The sequence below is a fragment of the Flavobacterium sp. genome, from assembly GCF_027531705.1.
In the GTDB taxonomy this organism is placed as follows: Bacteria; Bacteroidota; Bacteroidia; order Flavobacteriales; family Flavobacteriaceae; genus Flavobacterium.
On sequence record NZ_JAPZSP010000021.1, the window covers coordinates 1 to 21134 of the forward strand.

Consider the following 21134-nt stretch of genomic DNA (forward strand, 5'->3'; position numbering starts at 1 on the left):
TCAACAAATGCCTCCTATGCCAGCAGCAGAAGCATTTGCACCAGCAACAGACTTTAAAGAAGAAGAACACGACGATTTACCTTTTTAATAAGTTAGAAGTCAGAAGATGGAAGTCAGAAGTTTAAGTAATACTTGAATTTCTGACTTTTTCATTGAAATTGAAATTGATTTTTGAAATTGTTATTGTAAAATGTATTTTGTAACAAAAGAACTTTATTTTCCTCCAGTTGAAGAAGCTTCTTACGAAGGAATTTTGGCTATTGGCGGTGATTTATCTGTAAAAAGATTATTGCTAGCTTACGAAAATGGAATTTTTCCTTGGTATAATGAAAATGAACCTATTTTGTGGTGGTCGCCAAGCGAAAGAATGGTCGTTAATCCTCACGATTATAAGGTTTCAAAAAGTTTACGCAATATCATTAACAGAAATATTTTTGAAGTAACCATCAATAAAGATTTTGAAGCAGTAATCAAGAATTGCCAAAAAATTGACAGAAAAGAACAAGATGGCACTTGGATTTCTCAGGATATTATAAAATCATACACTAAGTTACATCAACTTGGAAAAGCAATATCGTTTGAAGTTTGGCAAAATGGCGAGCTAGTCGGCGGTTTATATGGTGTTGATTTAGGACATGTTTTCTGTGGCGAAAGTATGTTTTCTAAAGTTTCAAATGCCAGTAAAGTAGCTTTTGCAAAATTAATTGATTATTTAAAACAAAATAATTACAAACTACTCGACTGTCAAGTTCATAATGATCATTTAGAAAAGTTAGGTGCATTTGAAATCTCCAGAGCAACTTTTATGAAAATATTGAAATCTTAATTAGATTCTTCTTCATGAAAACTTGATTTTATCATTCTTTTTGTCAAATGATAATAGATAATAATGTTATCAAATAGAAGTGCAATAGTCAAGGATAAAGCGGCAAAAAGCAATATTTTCAATTTATATTCTTCGTAAAAAAAGCCACCGAGAACGCATCCTAGAAAGAAAAAGAAAATAATGGAAAGTCGTAGAAAAATACTTCTTTTCAATCGAGATTTTTCAGTAGGTTTACGGTAGAAAAATAGTTGTGAAATTTCAATTCCCAAGTCTGTAAACAATCCTGTAAGATGCGTAGTTCTTACAACAGATTGCGAAATTTGGGTAACTAATGCATTTTGAATTCCCATAGCAAACAGCAATAGATAAGCGATGTATTCTTGCTGATTTACATATCCCAATCCAATAATTATCAAGACAATAATTTCTATAAGCATTGGGAAAGCGTGCGCTATTCTTGGTTTTACTAACGATGTGATTTCTATTAAAGTATTACATACAAAAGCACCGATTAGAAAAAAGAGAATAAAAAGAAGAAAAGTAATGGCTTTTGAATAATTTTTCAACGAAACTTCTTCAGCAAAATAGGCAAAATGTCCCGTTACATTTGTTGTTAATGTCGCGACAGAAAGAACACCCGCAATATTTACAATTCCTGCAATAAATGAAAGATTAGAGGCAAGTCGTAGATTGTGTAAAAAAGTTCTTCTGCTTCCTTTGTGACGAAACATGATAAGTTATTTTAAACAAAGGTATCATTTAAAAAAGGCATTAAGTGAAAACAGTACGTTATTTTAACTTCTTGTCCAGCAATCTTCAACGTGATCGTTTACCATTCCAGTAGCTTGCATGTGAGCATACACAACAGTTGAACCCACAAATTTGAATCCGCGTTTTTTCAAATCTCTACTAATTTTGTCTGAAAGTGGCGTTGTAGCTTGTGCTTGTGACAAATCTCGAAGTTTATTGTCAATAGGTTTTCCATCAACAAAATCCCAAATATATTTTGAGAAACTTCCAAATTCGTTTTGAATTTTCATGAAATTTTGTGCATTTGTTATCGCTGAATACACTTTGAGTTTGTTACGAATAATTCCAGCATCAAGCAATAATTCTTGAATTTTTGAATCCTCATATTGAGCAATTTTTTTATAATCAAAGTTATCAAAAGCCTTTCTAAAATTTTCTCGTTTGTTCAAAATGGTAATCCAACTCAAACCTGTCTGAAATGTTTCTAACAACAAAAATTCGAATAACGTTGGGTCATCATATACTGGTTTTCCCCATTCTTCGTCATGGTATTTCTTGTACAAATCAGAAGACAAACACCATTTACATCTTATTTTATTTTCCATCTTTTTCTAAATATTTTTCTATTGCATAATGACCTAAATAAATCATTGGCGTCATAATAATTGCTATAATTAGTTTTACAAAATAACCTGTTAAACCAGATTTTATATATTGTTCGGTTGTCATAATTCCGGTTGCCCAAAAAGCAATTCCCAAAACGATAAAACTATCAAATAATTGTGAAATCACGGTTGATCCTGTGCTTCTTAACCAAATTAACTTGTTTCCAGTTCTGTTTTTTACAAAATGGAAAATGGTAACATCAATCAATTGAGAAACCAAAAAAGCAATAATACTTCCCGCAATAATCCATAAACTTTGACCAAATACAGCCTGAAATTGTTCGCTAGAAACCGAACTTATACCAGCAGCAGGGATTTGAATAGCAAAATACAATACAAAAAAAGCATACGTTATCAAACTCGCTGTAATCATTGACAATCTTTTTACGCCTTTTTCGCCAAAATATTCATTGATTAAATCGGTTGTTACAAAAACAATTGGCCAAGGCAAAATACCAATACTCATCGGAATTCCGAAAACATCAATAAGTTTTCCGCCAATCATTTCGGCCACAACTGCATTGGTTATAAAAATTCCTGCTAAGACTACATAAACGGTATCTTTTTTTGATTGAAACATACTATATTAATTAGTGTTTGTTCAAAAGTAAATCTAAATATATTTTAAACAAAAAAAGTCACCAACAATAACACTTGTTGAATGACTTGATTGTGGAGAATACCGGAATCGAACCGGTTACCTCTACGCTGCCAGCGTAGCGCTCTAGCCAAGTGAGCTAATCCCCCATTATTTTGTAAAAATAATATTTTTATTTAAAAAATCAACGAACAAATAAAAAAAGGATGGAAAAGAACTTGAAAACTTGCACAATTGTTAATTATCAACATTTTACAACTAAAATTATTAATAGTTTAATAATTATTTCTTATTATTGCATTCACAAAGAAAAAATTAACTATTTAACAACCGAAAACATGAAAAAAATTACTTTATTTTTCGCATTAGTGTTTGCTAGTTTGGCTAGTAATGCACAAATAGCACCAGGAAGTGTTGCTCCCAACTTTACAGTAACAGATATATATGGTGTTACTCACACTTTATATGATTATACAGCAGCAGGTAAAACTGTCATTATGGATATTTCAGCTACATGGTGTGGTCCATGTTGGAATTATCACAACGGTCATGCTCTAGAAGACATGTATAGTGCATATGGTCCAGATGGTTCAGATGAAATTGTCGTTCTGTTTGTAGAAGGAGATGGCTCTACGCCTGTCTCAGCTCTTTCTGGAACAGGAAATACGCAAGGCAACTGGGTAGCTGGAACTCCCTACCCAATTATTGATAGTGCAACTATTGCAAACCAATATCAAATCACTTATTTCCCAACAGTATTTAGAATTTGCCCTAATAATATTGTGACTGAAGTAGGTTCTTTAAGCGCTGTAAACTTGAGAAATAATCTTAACACAAATTGTGTTCCTTTGGCAGGTGTAGTTGGTTCAGTTGCAGTTAACGACAATGTTACAAACCTTACATGTGCTTCAAGTACTGCATCACCAACTGTTAAAGTTAAAAATTATGGTAAAAATGTTACTGGTGTTACAACTATAGCTACAGTTGATTTAAAAGAAAATGGAACTGTTATTTCAACAAAATCAACAACTGGTACTTTTGCACAATTTGCAACTAAAACGTTAACTTTTGATCCTGTAACTTTTGATCCTTCTGCTGTTTACACTTATGAAGTTAACAATGTAAATAGTCAACCTAATTTTAATCCTGATTTATCTACTGCAAGTTTAGATGTAAATTTTCCTGCTAGTTCTGAATTGGATATAATTGTAAACGTCTTCACTGATAATTACCCTACAGAAATGTCATGGAGAATTAAAAATAGTACAGGAACAGTTGTTGCAACTGGCGGTCCTTATGTAGGCAATGCAAATGGTGGAGGTGCTGACGCAAATACAACTAAAGTTCACAATGTAACTTTACCAAGTTTGAACGAATGCTACAGTGTTGAACTAGTTGATTCTTACGGAGATGGTTGGACAACTGGAGGTATGGAAATTTTTAATGGTAATACTTCAATATGGAGTATTTCTCCAAGTTTCACAACTTTATTAGTTAACACCGATGTTTTAAGAACTGGTACACTTGCTACAGACGGTTTCTCTAAATCATCTGTAAGTGTATATCCAAATCCTTCAACAGGAAGATTACAAATTAAAGCAGATAGCGCAGTTTCTGTAGAATTAGTTGACGTTTTAGGAAAAGTAGTTTTTACTTCTAAAAATGTAAACAATGATACAGTTCTTGATTTGTCTTCTTTAAACAAAGGAATATATTTAGCTAAAATAACTGGTGAAAATATTAACTATACTGAAAAAGTAATTTTAAATTAATACAAAATTAAATGAAACGCCCTAACAACTATTTTTAGGGTGTTTATTTAAAATTAAAAAATAATAAACAAATGAAATTTATATTAGCTACAGTATTTAGTCTTTTCTCTTTAGTGGCATTTTCTCAATTAACACTAAAAAAACTTGATGGTACGGTTATAAATGATGGCGATGTTTTAGTCTATAATCAGATTACAGATCCTGCAAATTATTTAGGATTAAAAATTTATAACAGCTTAAGCGAAGATGTAACTGTAAAGATTAAAGTTGTTTCTTTCCCTGCAGGACAAGGTTCAAATCTTCAATTATGTATTGACCCAATTTGTGTTAATAATTTAATTGCTGGTAACTCATATCCAAGTTTTGGTTCTACAATTCCTGCTAACGGAGAAAATGGAAATGCTGATCATTTTTTAAATTCAAATGCTGGTGACGGTATTAACAGTTTAGACTATGTATTAAAACTTTTTAGAGTTGACGAAAATAATGTTGAAGTTGGTAATAGTGTTACATTTACATATCGCTATACACCAAACTTGAGTAATGCAGATTTTAATCAATTGGCTAGTTTAGGAATTCAACTTAAATCTACAGTAATTAAAAATAGTATTGATTTACAAGTTACTAATCAATCTCAAGCCGCCATTTATGACTTAAACGGTAAACTACTTGTTGCACAAAGTCTTGTTGCTGGAGATAATTCAATAGAAGCATCAAAACTAGCTTCTGGTGTTTATTTAGTTAATTTAACAACTATTGAAGGTAAAAAAGCAACTGTAAAGATTATTAAAGAATAATTTTAGAAGTTAATACAATAAAAAATTCCCAAGTAAATCATTTTTTACTTGGGAATTTTTATTTCAAAACAATTCAGTTATAATAAATTTCTTAAAAAGAAGTATTAAGCGATAAAGATACTCCTGTACTTTCTGGTACAATTCTACATACACCGCCGACACAAACTAAGCCGCCTCTTTGTCTTCCATAATTTAGTGCAATTCTTGAAGAACCTCTTCGGTAAGAACCGCCAACATTATAGTAATGCGTTCTACTTTTCTTTTCATCATTACCATAATTGTATAAATCAGAAACATAAAAAGACATTTTTGAATTTACATTATACTCTAATGTAGCACTTGCCCAATTTTTTCTGTCTGCATCAGCCCACATATGTTCTATAACACCCCGAATTGATCGAGCTTTTGTAAAATTATAAGTAGTTTCAGCGCCTAATATATTTGTATTGACGATATACTTATAACCAGCAATAAATCTCCCATCATAATACTGATTGACATATGTAAAACCAGAAATTACCTTTGGAGAAAATCTTTTGGTAATTTCTAAATTGTAATCAACATAATACTTATCACTACCTGACAATAATTTTGTTTCATAGTTAGAAGGTGATAAAATATAATTCCCATCTAAATTGAACCATCTTGCAGAATTAAAAGAAAATTTTGTTCCATATTTTCCGCCAAGAATTGTTCCTTTTTTTGCATCATAAAAAACATCTATCTGCCCACCAATTTCACCAGCCTTCATTATTTCATCACTTGTAAAATCAACTCTGTTTTGTGCTTGGTAAACATAGATATTAGCAGTATTTAAATGCTGTTGTTTGGTCAGGGCAGGTGTAAAATTCATTAATCTATCGTTAAAATCTAAACTTGTACCATTTGCAAAACGTTCTGGAACTCTTTCAGAAAAGAAAGACATGTTTTGAATTCTTCTAAAAGTACCATCTACACCTAATCCTTTTTTTGTATATCCCATATTTAACAAAAATGCATTACCCGTTTTAACAAGTCTTGAACTCAAATCAATATTACTATTAGATAAAATACCATCTCTTGATTTTGTATCTAATTCAGACGAAATATAAAACGAATTGTGAGAAAAATTGAGACGGTATGAAATAGCATTTGTCATATTATCGAAATCAGGATTCTCAATATTAATTCTTTCATCTCTTCCAACAAAGCTTAACCCACCAGATAGCTGAGAAGTTTCAAATTTGAATAAATTAGCAAAATCAACTTCAGTATTAAAACCATGAATTTTCGAATCAGTAACATCAAATCCTGTTCTTTGCTGACCAAATAAGGTAGTAAAAGTTAGATAATCTGTTGGTTTAATAATTGCTCTTACACCTCTAAGCGCATTATTAATACCTAAAGCTCTATCTTCCCATGATCGTAAAATCAATCCACTACCAAATTGCTCATAAAAATATCCTGCTGTCAAATCAAATGTTTTATCCTTATAATTTACAAAATAGGTTGCAACATCTGTTCCTTTATATTTTGGATTATAATTAAGTAAGGCATTCTTTTCATACGATTCAATCTGAAGACCTGCCGACCATTTGTTTAAATTATAATTTAAAAATAAATAATTGTTAGAACGTAGTGGATCTTCAGGATGTTCTGTACCTTGCCCTTTATCGTTCAAATACCATTGAGAATTAGATTCAAATCCTCCAAATATTTTTCCAAATTTATTTTCTTGTGCGAATACAGAAATGCTAGTAGATAATAAAAATAAATATAAACTTTTCTTCATTTTACAAAGATTTTAGCACTTCGTGTAATTCTTCTTCCGATCCTTGTGTATAACCATTGAGAATCTTTACAATTTTCTGATTTTTCACAACAATTGAATACGGAACATTAACTATTGACAAAGCTCTTTTCAAATCTTGGTTTGAATCTAAAAGAATGGTATAAGTCCAATCTTTTCCATTAAGCAGTGGTTTTACTCTTTTTTGAGTTCTTGCATCATCAATAGAAACGGCAATTAACTCAATATTTAGTTCTTTTTTCCAATCTTCATAATGCTCACTTATTGCTTCAAGTTCAGCAATACATGGCGTACACCAGGTTGCCCAAAAAGAATAAATATAAATTTTATCTTGCTCGTTAAAATCTGTTTTAACATTTACAGATTTATTATCAAGCGTAGTAATAGAAACACTTGGAAGCTCCTTCTGAGAAAAAACAGAAAAAGAAATAAACAGTAAAAATAAGGTTAGTTTTTTCATAATAATTTTATAGTTTGTTGCACAAATGAAATAAAAATTAACCAATAATTATGCCTTTTTTGAAAAATAATTTATAATATTGCTTAACAAACTATTTTTACAACAAATGAAAGCAACCAAACTACTTCTTTTTTGCATTATTATCATAAATTCATTCAGTTCGTGCTACCAAGATACTGGCGATTTTTTTAGAAATGATAGCATATCAATATTTGCAGACATTGCAAAAAGAAAACCTAATGAAATTATTATATTAACAATTACAACTGATGCAGGAACAGATGTTACAAAAGATGCAGATATTTATATTAGAGAAAAAAACACAACTAATGAACAAAAATTAGCAGATGATGTAACCACAATTACATCTGCAACCGAAATAACATATATAGTTTATGCCAAATATAAATTATATAAAAATAGTGAAAGCTTTAGAGAATATAAAAGTGAAGAAATAGAGATAAAATTTGATGAAAATGCTCAAAGTTTTGCAAAACGAGTGCTAATAGAAGATTACACTGGTGCTTGGTGTGTAAACTGTCCAACAGTTAGTTACGCAATTGATTTATTAAAAAATAGTGGTGTACGAGCTGTTCCTGTAGCGATACATCGTGGAGCAAATTCAGCAAGTTATGATCCCTATCATTTTGCAGGTGCAGATCCTTTAGAAGAATTAGTTGGTGTTGCGAATCAATATCCAACGGCAAAACTTAACAGATTAACAAACTGGAATTACCCACAACACACTGCTACAAATCAAAACAAAGCAAAACAATTAACAGAAGGCGAATTAGCAGAAATTGGTCTTGCTATGAACTCAACAATAGTTGGAAACAATATAAATTTAGATGTTAAAGTAAAGTTTTTTAATGATTATAGCAATCTTAAATTAGTTGTGTACGCATTAGAAAACAATTTGATTTATCCGCAAAAAAACAGCACATCTTTTTATGGAGGTTTATCAGTTATTACAGATTTTAAACATGACCACGTAGTAAGAGCAACATTTACAGATATATTAGGTGATGCAATTCCTTCAAGTGAAACATCCTATGGAAAAACATATTCAAGAAACTTCTCAGTAGCTGTTCCTTCTAACATTTCAAATACAGCAAACATGGAGTTTGTAGCTTTTGTAATAGGTAGCGATAATAAATCCATCAATGTAAGAAGTGCTGCTATTGGTGTTAATCAAGAGTTTGAAGAAAATTAATTTGATTTAAAAGTAATATTATTTAAGGTCGCTTTTTGGCGGCCTTTTTTGTAAATTTGTTTGTTCTTAAAAAGAAATAATATGTCACTTAATTTGCTTATAAAACTTCAAGTAAGCGTTGAAGAAAAAATAAAAACTGCTCCTGATAATGCTTATATAATAGGTGTTTGGATAGGGAATATCTTGCCATTTGTCATTTTAGTTGGTTTAGCCTATTGGATGTTTTCTAAAGCAAAAAATAGAAAACTCGATGAGTAATTTATTTACTAAATTTGTAACCTAAAATTAATACAATGAGTAAAATCAGAATTACCAAACAATTTTCTTTTGAAACCGGTCATGCTTTATATGGCTATGATGGAAAATGTAAAAATGTTCATGGACATAGTTATAAGCTTTCTGTAACAGTTATAGGAACTCCTATAACAGATAATACAAACGTGAAATACGGAATGGTAATTGACTTTACAGATTTAAAAAAAATAGTTCGAGAAGAAATAGTTGATTTGTTTGACCATGCAACAGTTTTTAACAAAAACACACCTCATATTGAATTGGCAAATGAATTAAAAAATCGTGGACATCATGTCATTTTAGTTGAATATCAGCCTACAAGTGAAAATATGGTAGTTGATTTTGCTAAAAAAATAAAAGACAGATTGCCTAACGATATCGAACTACATTCACTTAAACTGCAAGAAACTGAAAGCTCATTTGCCGAATGGTACGCTTCCGATAATTTGTAAATTGCTTCTAAATGCTAAACAAAAAAATCTATTTTGCATCCGACCAACATTTTGGCGCTCCAACTCCTGAAGCAAGTTTTCCGCGTGAGCAAAAGTTTGTAGCTTGGTTAGATGAAGTAAAGCAAGATGCAGAAGCCATTTTTTTATTAGGAGATTTATTCGATTTTTGGTTCGAATACAAAACTGTTGTTCCAAAAGGATTTGTTCGTGTTTTAGGCAAATTAGCTGAAATAAGAGATAGTGGCATTCCAATCTATTTTTTTGTTGGAAATCACGATTTGTGGATGAATGATTATTTCGAAAAGGAATTAAATATTCCAGTTTATCACGATAATAAAGAATTTACATTCAATAACAAATCATTTCTAATCGGTCATGGTGATGGAAAAGGCCCAGGAGACAAAGGATACAAACGAATGAAAAAAGTATTTGTACACCCGTTTTCAAAATGGCTTTACAGATGGCTACATCCTGATATTGGAATGAAATTAGCACAATATCTTTCAGTCAAAAACAAGTTGATTTCTGGTGTCGAAGATGTAAAATTTCTAGGTCAAAACAACGAGTGGTTAATTTTATATTCCAAAAAGAAACTAGAAACAAAACACTATAATTACCTAGTTTTTGGCCATCGCCACTTGCCAATGATTTTGAATGTTGGTGAAAACTCTGAGTATGTGAATCTAGGTGATTGGATAGGCTATTTTACTTACGGCGTTTTTGATGGTGAAAATTTTGAATTGAAAAAATTTGAAAATTAGTCACCATTTTCAAGTGCATCAACATCCTTTTTTAAATCTAATTTTCTAAAAGAAGGCAATAAAAGTGCTGTTGTTATAACAGTGACTAATGTTAAAGTACCTCCAAAAACTACAGCGGTTACAGTTCCCATTAATTTTGCGGTTATACCACTTTCAAATGCTCCTAACTCGTTTGAAGATCCAACAAAAATTGAATTTACTGATGCTACTCTGCCTCGCATATGATCTGGTGTATGCAATTGTAAAATAGTATTTCTTATTACAACAGAAACGCCATCAGCAATACCACTTAAAAATAGAGCAAAAACAGAAACCCAGAATAGTTTAGACAACCCAAAAACGATAATGCATAATCCAAAAATAAAAATGGCGGTTAGTAATTTTATACCAGCCTTTTTGTTCAGAGAAATGTAGGCTGAAAAAACCATTGTAATTACAGCGCCAACTGCTGGAGCAGCTCTTAAAACACCAAACCCTTCTGAACCAACCTTTAAGATGTCTTGAGCAAAAATAGGTAACAATGCCATCGCGCCACCAAATAAGACAGCAAACATATCCAGAGAAATAGCACCTAAAATTGTTTTGTTTTTAAAAACAAATTTCACGCCTTCTTTTAAACTATCAAAAACAGGTTCGCCAATTTTTGGATTTAGTATTGGTTTTTCACTGATCTGTGAAAGTGAAATTATAGCAATTATCGAAAACAAAAAAACCAAACACATCGACCAATGTACTCCAATTATTCCTATCGAAAAACCAGCTATTGCAGGTCCAAACATAGAACCCATTTGCCAAACTGAACTACTCCAAGTTGAGGCGTTTGGATAAATCTTTTTAGGAACAATTAATGATAACAACGAAAAAATGGTTGGACCAATAAAGGAACGTACAATGCCACCAAGAAATACTAAAACATAAACTGTGTATAAGATTGTTGAAAGACCAATTTTCGATTTTATGAATGGTAAAGTCACTAAAAAAAGTCCTAAACTGACTATGCTAAATCCGATTATGCATTTCAATAACAAGCCTTTTTTCTCTTTTTGATCCACTATATGACCAGCAAATAATGCCATAGAAATGGCGGGAATAATCTCCATTAAACCAATAATCCCTAGTGATAATGGGTTTTTGGTTAAGCTGTAAACTTCCCATTCTATAATTACAAATTGCATTGACCAAGCAAAAACCATTGCAAATCGCATGAATAAAAAAATATTGAATTCTCTGAAGCGCAACGCTGCATATGGATCGTTCTTTTTCATAATCTTTATTCTTTCAAATCTTTCATTCGTAATTGGACTGTTACGGTGCCATTATATTCATTTTCATCAATGCAATAAACGGCTTCAAATGGTTTTTGATTTTTAGTTAGTTCAATTTTGTTTCCTAATCCAAAACCGATTGCACCAAAACCTTCTGAATTATTTTGTTTTACAAAAAGTTTCAAATGTTCATCATTTTGCCCTAGTGGTTTGGCGTAGCCAGTATCTTTTATGTTTTTGGTCATAAAAACTGGCGTCATATTTTGTGGACCAAAAGGTTCAAATTGACTCAATAATCGAATTAACTTCGGATTTATATCTGAAAAATTAATTTCGGCATCCACTGAAATTTCTGGAATTAGCAAATCGGGATGAATGGTTTCTTGTACCGTTTTTTCAAATGCTTCTTTGAAAGCTAAATAGTTTTCTTCTTTCAAAGTCATTCCTGCTGCATACATGTGTCCGCCAAATTGTTCCAAATGTTCTGCACAAGCTTCTAAAGCATTGTAAACATCAAAATCTTTTACCGAACGAGCGGAAGCTGCCAATTTATCGCCACTTTTGGTAAAAACAATTGTCGGACGATAATGAGTTTCTATCAATCTTGATGCTACAATTCCGATTACGCCTTTGTGCCAATCTTCTTGGTAAACAACGGTTGTAAATTTTTCTTTTTCGCCGTTAGTTTCAATTTGTGAAAGCGCTTCAACTGTTATTTTTTTATCTAAATCCTTTCTATCGGAATTATGTTGTTCAATTTCGGAAGCAAAAATTTCGGCTTGTTCTAAATCATATTCGGTCAAAAGTGCAACAGCTTCATTTCCGTGTTTTATTCTTCCGGCTGCATTGATTCTTGGTGCGATTATAAAAACAACATCAGTTATTGTCAAGATTTTTTTCTTCACATTTTGAACCAAAGCTTTTATGCCTGGTCGCGGATCGGAATTTATCACTTCCAAACCAAATTTTGCCAAAACTCGATTTTCACCTGTAATTGGAACAATATCAGCTGCAATGGCTGTGGCAACCAAATCTAAATAGGGAATTAAATCTTCAATAGTTTGGTTTCTGTTTTGTGCTAATGCTTGAATGAGTTTAAAGCCAACACCACAACCGCAAAGTTCATCATAAGGATAAGAACAATCTTCACGTTTTGGGTCTAAAACCGCAACAGCATTAGGCAATTCGTCGCCTGGTCGGTGATGGTCGCAAATAATGAAATCAATATTTTTTGCATTGGCATAAGCAATATGATCAATAGATTTTATGCCGCAATCTAGCGCAATTATTAACGAAATTCCGTTGTCATCGGCGTAATCAATTCCTTTGTACGATATGCCGTAACCTTCGTCGTAACGGTCTGGAATATAAGTCGCAATATTAGGATAATAACTTTTTAGATAAGAAGAAACTAGCGAAACGGCTGTTGTTCCATCTACATCATAATCGCCAAAAATCAGAATATTTTCTTCATTTTCAATAGCTTTTTCAATACGAGAAACCGCTTTGTCCATATCTTTCATAAGATACGGATTGTGCAAATCGTCTAAAGTCGGTCTGAAAAATGTTTTGGCTTGGTCGTAGGTTTCAACACCACGTTGAATTAGTAATGTAGCAATGATTTCGTCTACTTGAAGTTCATTTTGTAGTTTTTGAACTTTCTCTTTTTCTGGCTTCGATTTTAATGTCCAACGCATAAGAATATTAGATATTAATTTTTAAAAAATTTGATTTTGGCGTGTAATTGTTTGACAAATGTATAAAAATTCATTTGAAAGTCAAGTTGTTGAATTAAAAAACTATTATTTTGGTTTTATGAAGTTATATAGATTAACAACAATATCATCAAGTTGTTTATTCTCAAAAATTAAGTCTTCATATGTGTAATTTCCATTAACAACTAAGTCACATAGTTGATGTTTGTATTGAGTTGATAATGTTTCACCTGTTGATGATTTTATTTTTTTTGTACAATTTATATTGTTGTCTTTAAGTAATTGTAAAATGAATTCACCTAAACCAATTTTTACATATTCAGCTCTTTTAAATGTTAAATGTTCAATTTTTTCAATTTCAGACGCATTGACCAAAGTTTTTATAAAATCAATTAATATTTTAAATGGTAAAAGGTTCTCAATTTCTTTGTAAATTGTGTTTTGATATTTGAATGTATTGTTATTACTTAATTCTTCTAACTCTTTTCTTCTTTTTCCTTTTTTTGATCTATTATCTACGTTATCATTATCTGCTAATAAGTAAATTTTGTTTGAAATTGAGAATGAATATATTTTATCTTTTACTAATTCAAGAGAATTACTATCAAAATCTTCTTCAAAAAGATAATGTGCAATTAAGTTACCACCATATTCTAGAAAAGCAAAATCAATGTTCTCTCTTAAATGTTTTGATTTATTTTTACAATATAATTTTAAAAACGTAGAAATATATTTTCTATCAGTTGGTCCTTCAACCCAAATAGAGGAGTTTGCTAGGAAAACGGATGAATTATTAACTCCTAATAAGTCTAAGGTTTCTTTGCTGTGACGAGTTTCTTTAATAGAAAAAATTTCATTATTAATTTTTTCAAATTGTAAAATTGAAATTTCTTTAGAATCTATTGATAAATCAAGAAAATGATTTGAATGAGTTGTAAAAAAGTATTTTAAATTTTTTGCTCTTAAATATTCATCGTTAATAAGAGTTTCAATAAATAGTTTTTGTAAACCAGGATGCAAATGAGTTTCTGGTTCTTCAATTAAAATCCATGTATTTTCATCAGAAGTATAAATTGGAAATAATAATAATATAATCTGTTGAATTCCATCTCCAATATCTTGTATTTTTCTTTCGTCACCATTAACAAAAAACACAAGTTGCTTTTGTTCTAAATCCGCTATAATTTCAACTGTTTGATTATTGAAGAAATTTCTTTCTAAAAATTTTTCAAATTTTTCAAAACCTTTCCTTTTGTCCTTTAATGAATTTCTAACTTTTAATACTTCCGTATATAAATTTTGACCGGTATAGATTTTTTCTTTATCAAGGTCATATAACTTTTTTATTGTTCTTTCAAATACTGTTTCATCATAAATTTCACTTTTAATACTACTTCTCAAAGTTGAAATGTAGAAACAATCTTTAACGGAGTTAACTTTAAAATAGTCAACTTTCTTTTTTGCTTCTAATATTTTTTCAACGATAGTTAAAGTGTTTTTGATTTCAGTTCTATTAATATGTCTAGAATTTCTTAATTCCTCATGAAGTTTACTAAAACCATTTAAAGAATCATTAAAAAGGGATTCATTTAAAAATAAATTTTCAACAGTTAATTCATTTCTAGATACTCGATTCCGAAAAGTTTCAATTTGATTATGAAATAAACTTATATCAGAAATTAATCTATTATTAATACAGAAGCCATAATCTCTATACCAATCAAGGGTTTTAATCTCATCGAAATACTTGTCAATTTTTGAATTGTTTTCAAGTAATTGTATATTATTTGGACCTTTGTTGATTTTCAAAAGACTTCTCAAAAATCTACTTTTTCCAGAATTATTTGAACCAACTAAAAAATTAATAAGTTCAATTTTTAAAAAGAAGTTTCCATTTTTAGTTTCAATATTAACATCATTTTCAGATAAATTTAAATGATATTTAGATTCTATTAACTCTTTGGGTAAATTTCCATTATTTGAAAAATGTAAATACATAAATATATTTATTTTAAAGATTTCCCGCCAACAACAGCGACAATTTCACCTTTTGGTGCTTTGGCTTCAAAGTGTTTTAATACTTCTTCGGCTGTTCCGCGAATGGTTTCTTCATGTAGTTTTGATAATTCTCTTGAAATTGAAACTGGGCGTTCGGCTCCAAAATAGTGCACAAATTCGGCTAAAGTTTTTACCAATTTATGCGGAGAAACATAGAAAATCATGGTTCTTGTTTCTTCTGCTAAAGCTAAATATCTTGTTTGTCTTCCTTTTTTTTCTGGTAAAAAGCCTTCAAATATAAATCTATCGTTGGGTAAACCACTATTTACTAATGCTGGTACAAAAGCGGTTGCGCCTGGCAAACAATCAACTTCAATATTATTTTCAACGCAAGCGCGTGTCAATAAAAATCCTGGATCGGAAATGGCTGGTGTTCCGGCATCGGAAATCAAGGCAATGGTTTCGCCACTTTTAAGACGAGCAATCAAATTTTCAACGGTTTTGTGTTCGTTGTGCATGTGATGGCTGTGCATGTGTGTAGAAATCTCGAAATGTTTTAGCAATTTTCCGCTTGTTCGCGTGTCTTCTGCCAAAATCAAATCGGCTTCTTTGAGCACTTTTATAGCTCTAAAAGTCATATCTTCAAGATTGCCAATTGGCGTGGGAACGATGTATAATTTTCCCATTTAGGAGAATTTTTTCTCAATAATTTCCATAAAACGCTCGGCATATTCTTCTTTGCCTTTCCAATCGTTATAGTCGGGTTTGACAAAATTATCTAAGAAATCTCGAGCTTCTTGCAACGAATCAAAAGTGATTAATTGTGACAAAACACGGTTGTAATCTTCGCTGTTGTCATCAAAAAGATGTTTCATAAAAGCTACACGATCGTTCAAACCAATGGTAAGTCCGCGCGAAATTTTATCGTTAAGATTTGGTTTATTTATATATTCAGAAAGTTTGGAAGTTGCTTCTTTTTCTTTTCTTTCAGCTTCTAATTCTTCTGGTTTAACAAAAACTGGTTCGGCGTAGTTGGTTCCAAGAAAATCATCAAAAAGAACTTGCGCAGGTTTTTCAGTTTTTTCAACTTTAATATCTGCAGGTTCTTCGTTAATTTTAGAATCAAATGTTAATTCAAATTCGGGTTTAGTATCAGCTACTTTTTCTTCTTTAGTAGTTGAAAGCATTTCTAGTAATTCGTTTAATGGCTCAATTTTAGTATCAACTTCTGATTTTGCAGTTTCAATAATTTCTTCATTTGTAACTTCTTCTTCTGGACTAGCTTCTTCAATAGTTTCTGCTACAACTTCTTCTTTTTCTTCTGCAATTGGTTCTTCAATAATAGTTTCTTCTTCAATTGGCTCTTCTTCTGCAACGATTTCTTCAACTGTAGTTTCTTCGGCAAGAACTTCTTCTTCAGCGACAATTTCTTCTTCAACAAGAACTTCTTCAGGAATTTCTATTTCAACTTCAATTTTTTCTTCGGCAATTGGTTCTTCTATCGGTTCTTCAACCACTTTTTTAGATTTCTTTTCTGCTTTAACTTCTGTTGGAATTTCGGCTGCAACCTCTTTTTCTTCTAATGCAATGGCCAATTTTTCGGTGATATCTTCTTCTGAAATTTCGGCTTTTACTTGCTCGTAATTGTCGCCGTAAAATTTCAAAACAGTCAATGCTTCATATAATTTTCGAGTTTCAAGATACAATTGATCTACTTCTGATTTGTTTTTCAGTTTCAAAACTCTATGTGCAATACTGATTAAATCGGCTTCCAATCTTTTTTTCATAACTTTCTTAAATTATAGTAACTTGCTTATCTTAGTTGTACTAAATATTTTCTACATTTGAATCGATGTAAATGTAAAAAATATTTACGTCGTTTTGTTTCGATAACAAAGAAAAAAAACGAATCCTAATTAAAGGTATAAAAGTACAAAATGTTTCTTGAAAATACAGTAAATCACGAAGAGCAATTTGGTTGGATAGAAGTTATCTGTGGTTCGATGTTTTCGGGCAAAACAGAAGAACTTATCAGACGACTAAAAAGAGCACAGTTTGCCAAACAAAAAGTTGAAATTTTCAAACCAGCCATAGATACTCGCTATGACGAGGAAATGGTAGTTTCTCATAATAAAAATGAAATTCGCTCGACACCAGTTCCAGCAGCAGCTAATATTTCTATTTTAGCTCAAGGTTGCGATGTTGTTGGTATTGACGAAGCGCAGTTTTTTGATGATGAAATTGTGAAAATTTGTAACGATTTGGCCAATTCTGGAATTCGAGTAATCGTAGCTGGTTTAGATATGGATTTTAAAGGAAATCCTTTTGGGCCAATGCCAGCGCTCATGGCAACTGCCGAATATGTTACCAAAGTGCATGCTGTTTGTACCCGAACAGGAAATTTAGCACATTACAGTTTTAGAAAAGCCGACAATGATAACTTGGTGCTTCTAGGTGAAACCGAAGAATATGAGCCGTTAAGTCGTGCCGCTTATTACAAGGCAATGCGTGAAAATATTGAAGTAAAAAACGTTGAAATTCTAAGCAAACAGAAAGAAAATAAGTAAAAAATGTTGTTGTACGGCAACTTTTTGTAATTTTGTACGTATAACAATAAATTTAAAGTTATTATGGACACTAAACTCACTTTAAAATTAGATAAAGATGTAATTGAAAAAGCTAAGGAATATGCTGCCAAGCAAAAAATTAGCTTGTCTTGGATGTTTGAAAATTATTTAAGAGCAATAGTATCTAGAGAAAACAAAAAAGAAAATTTTGAGGAAATTGAAATTTCAGATTTTGTAAAAAGTATTTCGCTTAAAAACGGCGGTATTCCTGCAGATTTTGATTATAAAAAAGAATATCAAGAGCATTTACTTGAAAAGTATAAATAATGAAAGTTTTTTTAGATACAAATGTAATGCTAGATTTTCTCGGAGAACGTGAACCTTTTTTTGAAATAGCTGAATCTATTATAAATAAAGCGGACAAAGGAAAATTAACGATTTTTGTTTCTGCTTTATCTTTTGCAACTTGTAATTATTTTTTATCTAAAAAATTTGGTGATTCAATATCAAAAGGGAAAATCATAAAATTTAAAATTTTATCAGAAATTGTCGCGCTTGATGAAATGATTATTGATAAAAGTATTCTATCTACTTTTTCAGATTTTGAAGACGGACTACAGTATTTTAGTGCGTTAAAAGCTAATTGTCAATATATTGTAACAAGAAATGAAAAAGATTTCAAAAACGCCGAAATTCCCGTTTTTAGTCCAAGTGATTTTTTAGAATTTTATTTGAATAATAAGCCTTGACCATTTCACTCCAAAATATAATTTCTCTATTAAACTCTCAAGTAATTGGAGAGATTACTAATGAAGTTATTGAAACCATTTCTATCGATAGTCGTTCTTTACAAAATGATGGCGAAACACTTTTTTTTGCATTAGTTGGTCCTAATCACGACGGACATATTTATATTGAAGAATTGATAAACAAAGGCGTAAAAGCTTTTGTGGTACATTATATTCCTGAAAATGTAAAAGGCAAAGCTGTTTTTTTAAAAGTTGAAAATACACTCGAGTCACTTCAAAAAATTGCGGCCTATTATCGCAGTTTATTTAATTTTCCAATTATAGGAATTACAGGTAGCAACGGAAAAACCATCATCAAAGAATGGTTAAACTTCTTGTTAAGTCCTGATTATAATATTATTAGAAGTCCTAAAAGTTACAATTCGCAAGTTGGTGTGCCGCTTTCGGTTTTGGGAATAAACGAAAAGCATAATTTTGGCATTTTTGAAGCCGGAATTTCGACCAAAAACGAAATGCAAAAACTGCAAGCAATTATCCAACCAACTATAGGGATTTTGTCTAATATTGGTTCGGCGCACGATGAAGGTTTTGCAAATATTGGTGAAAAAATTAAAGAAAAACTAAAGCTTTTTTCAGATGTTTCCGTTCTAATTTATAACAAAAATAAAACGATTGACGCTTTTATAAAACCCGAAATAAAAACTTTTTCTTGGAGTTTTAAAGAAGCAAATGCCGATGTTTTTATCTCAAAAAAATCGATTCTGGACAAAACAATTCTGGAAGTTAAAACAGCAACGACAAAGTTTGAAATCAAAATTCCGTTTCAGGATGATGCTTCTATCGAAAATACGATTCAGTGTTTGATGGTTTTACTTTATTTTGGCTATGATTACAAAATAATTGAAGACCGAATGCAACTGCTTTATCCAGTAGAAATGCGTTTGAAACTAAAGAATGGCATCAACAATTCAACCTTGATAGATGATAGTTATAGCTCTGATTTTCAGTCGTTAAAAATAGCATTAGATTTTTTGGAGAATCAGAAACAGTTCAAAAAGAAAACACTTATTTTATCAGATATTTTTCAGAGTGGCTTGTCTAACGAAGAATTGTATTCGAATGTTTCTCAGTTGATTATTTCTAACAAAATCAACCGAATTATTGGCATTGGCGAAACGATTTCTAGTTTTAAAAACAAATTTCTGAATGCCATAACATATAAAAACACAGACGAATTTATAAAAGATTTTGATAGTCTAACTTTTGGCAACGAAACCATTTTGATAAAAGGCGCGCGAACATTTGAATTTGAAAAAATCGTGTCGCTTCTCGAAGAAAAAACACATGAAACCGTTCTCGAAATCAATCTGAACGCCATAAGTCATAACCTGAATTTCTTCAAATCCAAATTGAAACCCGAAACCAAAATGATGGTAATGGTTAAAGCGTTTGGTTATGGAAATGGTGGTTTTGAAATTGCCAAATTGCTCGAACATCACAAAGTAGATTATTTGGGCGTGGCTTTTGCCGACGAAGGAATTTCGCTAAAAAATGCTGGAATTAAATTGCCGATTATGGTTTTAAACCCAGAAACGACGAGTTTTTCGGCTATTATTCAGCATCAATTAGAACCCGAAATTTATTCGATAAAAGGATTGAATGCTTTTTTACAAATTGCCAAACAACGCGGTTTGAAAAATTTTCCAATTCATATAAAATTAGATACCGGAATGCATCGATTGGGTTTTCAAGAAGCCGATTTACCCGAATTGATCGCTAAACTCAAAGAAACGAAAGTAGTAGAAGTTAAATCGGTTTTGTCGCATTTGGCAACTAGCGATGATTTGACGCACAACGAGTTTGCGCTTTCGCAAATTAGTTTATTTGAAAAATTGTCTTCAACCTTACTGAAAGAATTGAAAATCAATCCAATTCGACATATTTTGAATACTTCGGGAATTTCCAACTATCCGCAAGCGCAATACGATATGGTGCGATTAGGAATAGGACTTTACGGAATTTCTAACGATGAAGAAGAGCAAAAATACCTTGAAAATGTAGGAACTTTAAAATCGGTTATTTCCCAAATACGAACCATCCAAAAAGGCGAAAGTGTTGGCTACGGAAGACGCTTTATGGCAGACAAAACCACCAAAATTGCGACAATCCCAATAGGTTACGCCGACGGAATTTCGCGACATTTGGGTAATGGCGTTGGTTATGTGATGATTAACAACCAAAAAGCACCTATTGTAGGAAGCGTTTGTATGGATATGCTAATGGTTGATATAACCAAAATTGATTGCAAAGAAGGAAACGAAGTCATCATTTTTGGTGAAAACCCAACAGTAATAGTGATTGCAAAACTTTTAGAAACAATTCCTTACGAAGTCTTGACCAGTATTTCGCAACGTGTGAAAAGGGTTTTTTATAGAGAATAGTTTTCAAGCGTCAGTTCGAGTT

21 protein-coding genes and 1 tRNA gene are annotated in these 21134 nt (G+C 31.3%); 11 read left to right on the forward strand and 11 right to left on the reverse strand.

All coding sequences use genetic code 11. The features are described 5' to 3' along the window. Positions 1-190: 190 nt before the first annotated feature. Complete coding sequence (aat, locus tag O9267_RS08725) at positions 191-826, forward strand: leucyl/phenylalanyl-tRNA--protein transferase (RefSeq protein WP_298178234.1); 636 nt, start codon at positions 191-193, stop codon at positions 824-826. On the opposite strand, the gene O9267_RS08730 is transcribed toward aat, so the two are convergent. The 4 genes from O9267_RS08730 to O9267_RS08745 all read right to left on the reverse strand — a co-directional run bounded on the left by O9267_RS08730 (position 823) and on the right by O9267_RS08745 (position 2988). Then, complete coding sequence (locus O9267_RS08730) at positions 823-1557, reverse strand: YoaK family protein (protein ID WP_298178235.1); 735 nt, start codon at positions 1555-1557, stop codon at positions 823-825. The genes aat and O9267_RS08730 overlap by 4 nt on opposite strands. Positions 1558-1620: 63 nt before the next feature. Further along, positions 1621-2181 (reverse strand): DNA-3-methyladenine glycosylase I, encoded by a 561-nt coding sequence (locus O9267_RS08735; protein ID WP_298178236.1) that lies wholly within the window; start codon positions 2179-2181, stop codon positions 1621-1623. Continuing rightward, positions 2171-2821, reverse strand: a complete 651-nt coding sequence (locus O9267_RS08740) for a queuosine precursor transporter (RefSeq protein WP_298178237.1) — start codon at positions 2819-2821, stop codon at positions 2171-2173. The genes O9267_RS08735 and O9267_RS08740 overlap by 11 nt, the downstream gene beginning before the upstream one ends. 93 nt (positions 2822-2914) lie before the next feature. After that, positions 2915-2988: transfer RNA gene (locus O9267_RS08745), tRNA-Ala, on the reverse strand. Between the two features lie 189 nt (positions 2989-3177). Between O9267_RS08745 and O9267_RS08750 the strand changes: the two genes are divergently transcribed. Continuing rightward, positions 3178-4611, forward strand: a complete 1434-nt coding sequence (locus O9267_RS08750; protein ID WP_298178238.1) for a T9SS type A sorting domain-containing protein — start codon at positions 3178-3180, stop codon at positions 4609-4611. Positions 4612-4682: 71 nt separating this feature from the next. After that, entirely contained in the window at positions 4683-5408 is a 726-nt protein-coding gene (locus tag O9267_RS08755) for a T9SS type A sorting domain-containing protein (RefSeq protein WP_298178240.1), read from the forward strand. A gap of 91 nt (positions 5409-5499) precedes the next feature. Here the strand turns inward: O9267_RS08755 and O9267_RS08760 are convergent, their stop codons facing one another. Beyond that, on the reverse strand, positions 5500-7179 hold the full coding sequence (locus O9267_RS08760) for a DUF6029 family protein (RefSeq protein WP_298178242.1): 1680 nt from the start codon (positions 7177-7179) through the stop codon (positions 5500-5502). A gap of 1 nt (position 7180) precedes the next feature. Further along, a complete protein-coding gene (locus tag O9267_RS08765; RefSeq protein ID WP_298178245.1) occupies positions 7181-7657 on the reverse strand; it encodes a TlpA disulfide reductase family protein in 477 nt (158 codons plus the stop codon). Positions 7658-7763: 106 nt separating this feature from the next. On the opposite strand from O9267_RS08765, the gene O9267_RS08770 reads away from it, so the two are divergent. From O9267_RS08770 to O9267_RS08785, 4 genes are all read left to right on the forward strand, one after another. Beyond that, entirely contained in the window at positions 7764-8870 is a 1107-nt protein-coding gene (locus O9267_RS08770) for an Omp28-related outer membrane protein (RefSeq protein ID WP_298178246.1), read from the forward strand. An 81-nt stretch (positions 8871-8951) separates the two neighbouring features. Then, entirely contained in the window at positions 8952-9128 is a 177-nt protein-coding gene (locus O9267_RS08775; RefSeq protein WP_298178248.1) for a hypothetical protein, read from the forward strand. A gap of 35 nt (positions 9129-9163) precedes the next feature. Further along, positions 9164-9616, forward strand: coding sequence for a 6-carboxytetrahydropterin synthase (locus tag O9267_RS08780; protein ID WP_298178249.1), 453 nt, complete (start codon positions 9164-9166; stop codon positions 9614-9616). A gap of 11 nt (positions 9617-9627) precedes the next feature. Then, on the forward strand, positions 9628-10377 hold the full coding sequence (locus tag O9267_RS08785; protein ID WP_298178251.1) for a UDP-2,3-diacylglucosamine diphosphatase: 750 nt from the start codon (positions 9628-9630) through the stop codon (positions 10375-10377). Here the strand turns inward: O9267_RS08785 and O9267_RS08790 are convergent. The 5 genes from O9267_RS08790 to O9267_RS08810 all read right to left on the reverse strand — a co-directional run bounded on the left by O9267_RS08790 (position 10374) and on the right by O9267_RS08810 (position 17142). Continuing rightward, positions 10374-11642, reverse strand: coding sequence for an MFS transporter (locus tag O9267_RS08790; RefSeq protein ID WP_298178252.1), 1269 nt, complete (start codon positions 11640-11642; stop codon positions 10374-10376). The two genes, O9267_RS08785 and O9267_RS08790, sit on opposite strands and share 4 nt — an antisense overlap. Positions 11643-11647: 5 nt before the next feature. Beyond that, the gene (recJ, locus tag O9267_RS08795) at positions 11648-13339 is read right to left on the reverse strand and encodes a single-stranded-DNA-specific exonuclease RecJ (RefSeq protein ID WP_298178254.1); all 1692 of its coding nucleotides are present in this window, start codon (positions 13337-13339) and stop codon (positions 11648-11650) included. A 105-nt stretch (positions 13340-13444) separates the two neighbouring features. Further along, complete coding sequence (locus O9267_RS08800) at positions 13445-15355, reverse strand: AAA family ATPase (RefSeq protein ID WP_298178255.1); 1911 nt, start codon at positions 15353-15355, stop codon at positions 13445-13447. An 8-nt stretch (positions 15356-15363) separates the two neighbouring features. After that, complete coding sequence (rsmI, locus tag O9267_RS08805; RefSeq protein WP_298178256.1) at positions 15364-16041, reverse strand: 16S rRNA (cytidine(1402)-2'-O)-methyltransferase; 678 nt, start codon at positions 16039-16041, stop codon at positions 15364-15366. Then, positions 16042-17142 carry a hypothetical protein gene (locus O9267_RS08810; RefSeq protein WP_298178258.1) on the reverse strand — a complete coding sequence of 367 codons (1101 nt, stop codon included), beginning with the start codon at positions 17140-17142 and terminating at the stop codon, positions 16042-16044. A 150-nt stretch (positions 17143-17292) separates the two neighbouring features. Here O9267_RS08810 and O9267_RS08815 point away from each other — a divergent pair, with 150 nt between their 5' ends. From O9267_RS08815 to O9267_RS08830, 4 genes are all read left to right on the forward strand, one after another. After that, positions 17293-17922, forward strand: coding sequence for a thymidine kinase (locus O9267_RS08815; protein ID WP_298178260.1), 630 nt, complete (start codon positions 17293-17295; stop codon positions 17920-17922). Between the two features lie 63 nt (positions 17923-17985). Continuing rightward, positions 17986-18249, forward strand: a complete 264-nt coding sequence (locus O9267_RS08820; protein WP_298178262.1) for a DUF6364 family protein — start codon at positions 17986-17988, stop codon at positions 18247-18249. Beyond that, the gene (locus O9267_RS08825; RefSeq protein ID WP_298178264.1) at positions 18249-18671 is read left to right on the forward strand and encodes a PIN domain-containing protein; all 423 of its coding nucleotides are present in this window, start codon (positions 18249-18251) and stop codon (positions 18669-18671) included. The genes O9267_RS08820 and O9267_RS08825 overlap by 1 nt, the downstream gene beginning before the upstream one ends. After that, a complete protein-coding gene (locus O9267_RS08830) occupies positions 18668-21112 on the forward strand; it encodes a bifunctional UDP-N-acetylmuramoyl-tripeptide:D-alanyl-D-alanine ligase/alanine racemase (protein ID WP_298178266.1) in 2445 nt (814 codons plus the stop codon). Before O9267_RS08825 ends, O9267_RS08830 begins: the two co-directional genes overlap by 4 nt. Positions 21113-21134: the final 22 nt, after the last annotated feature.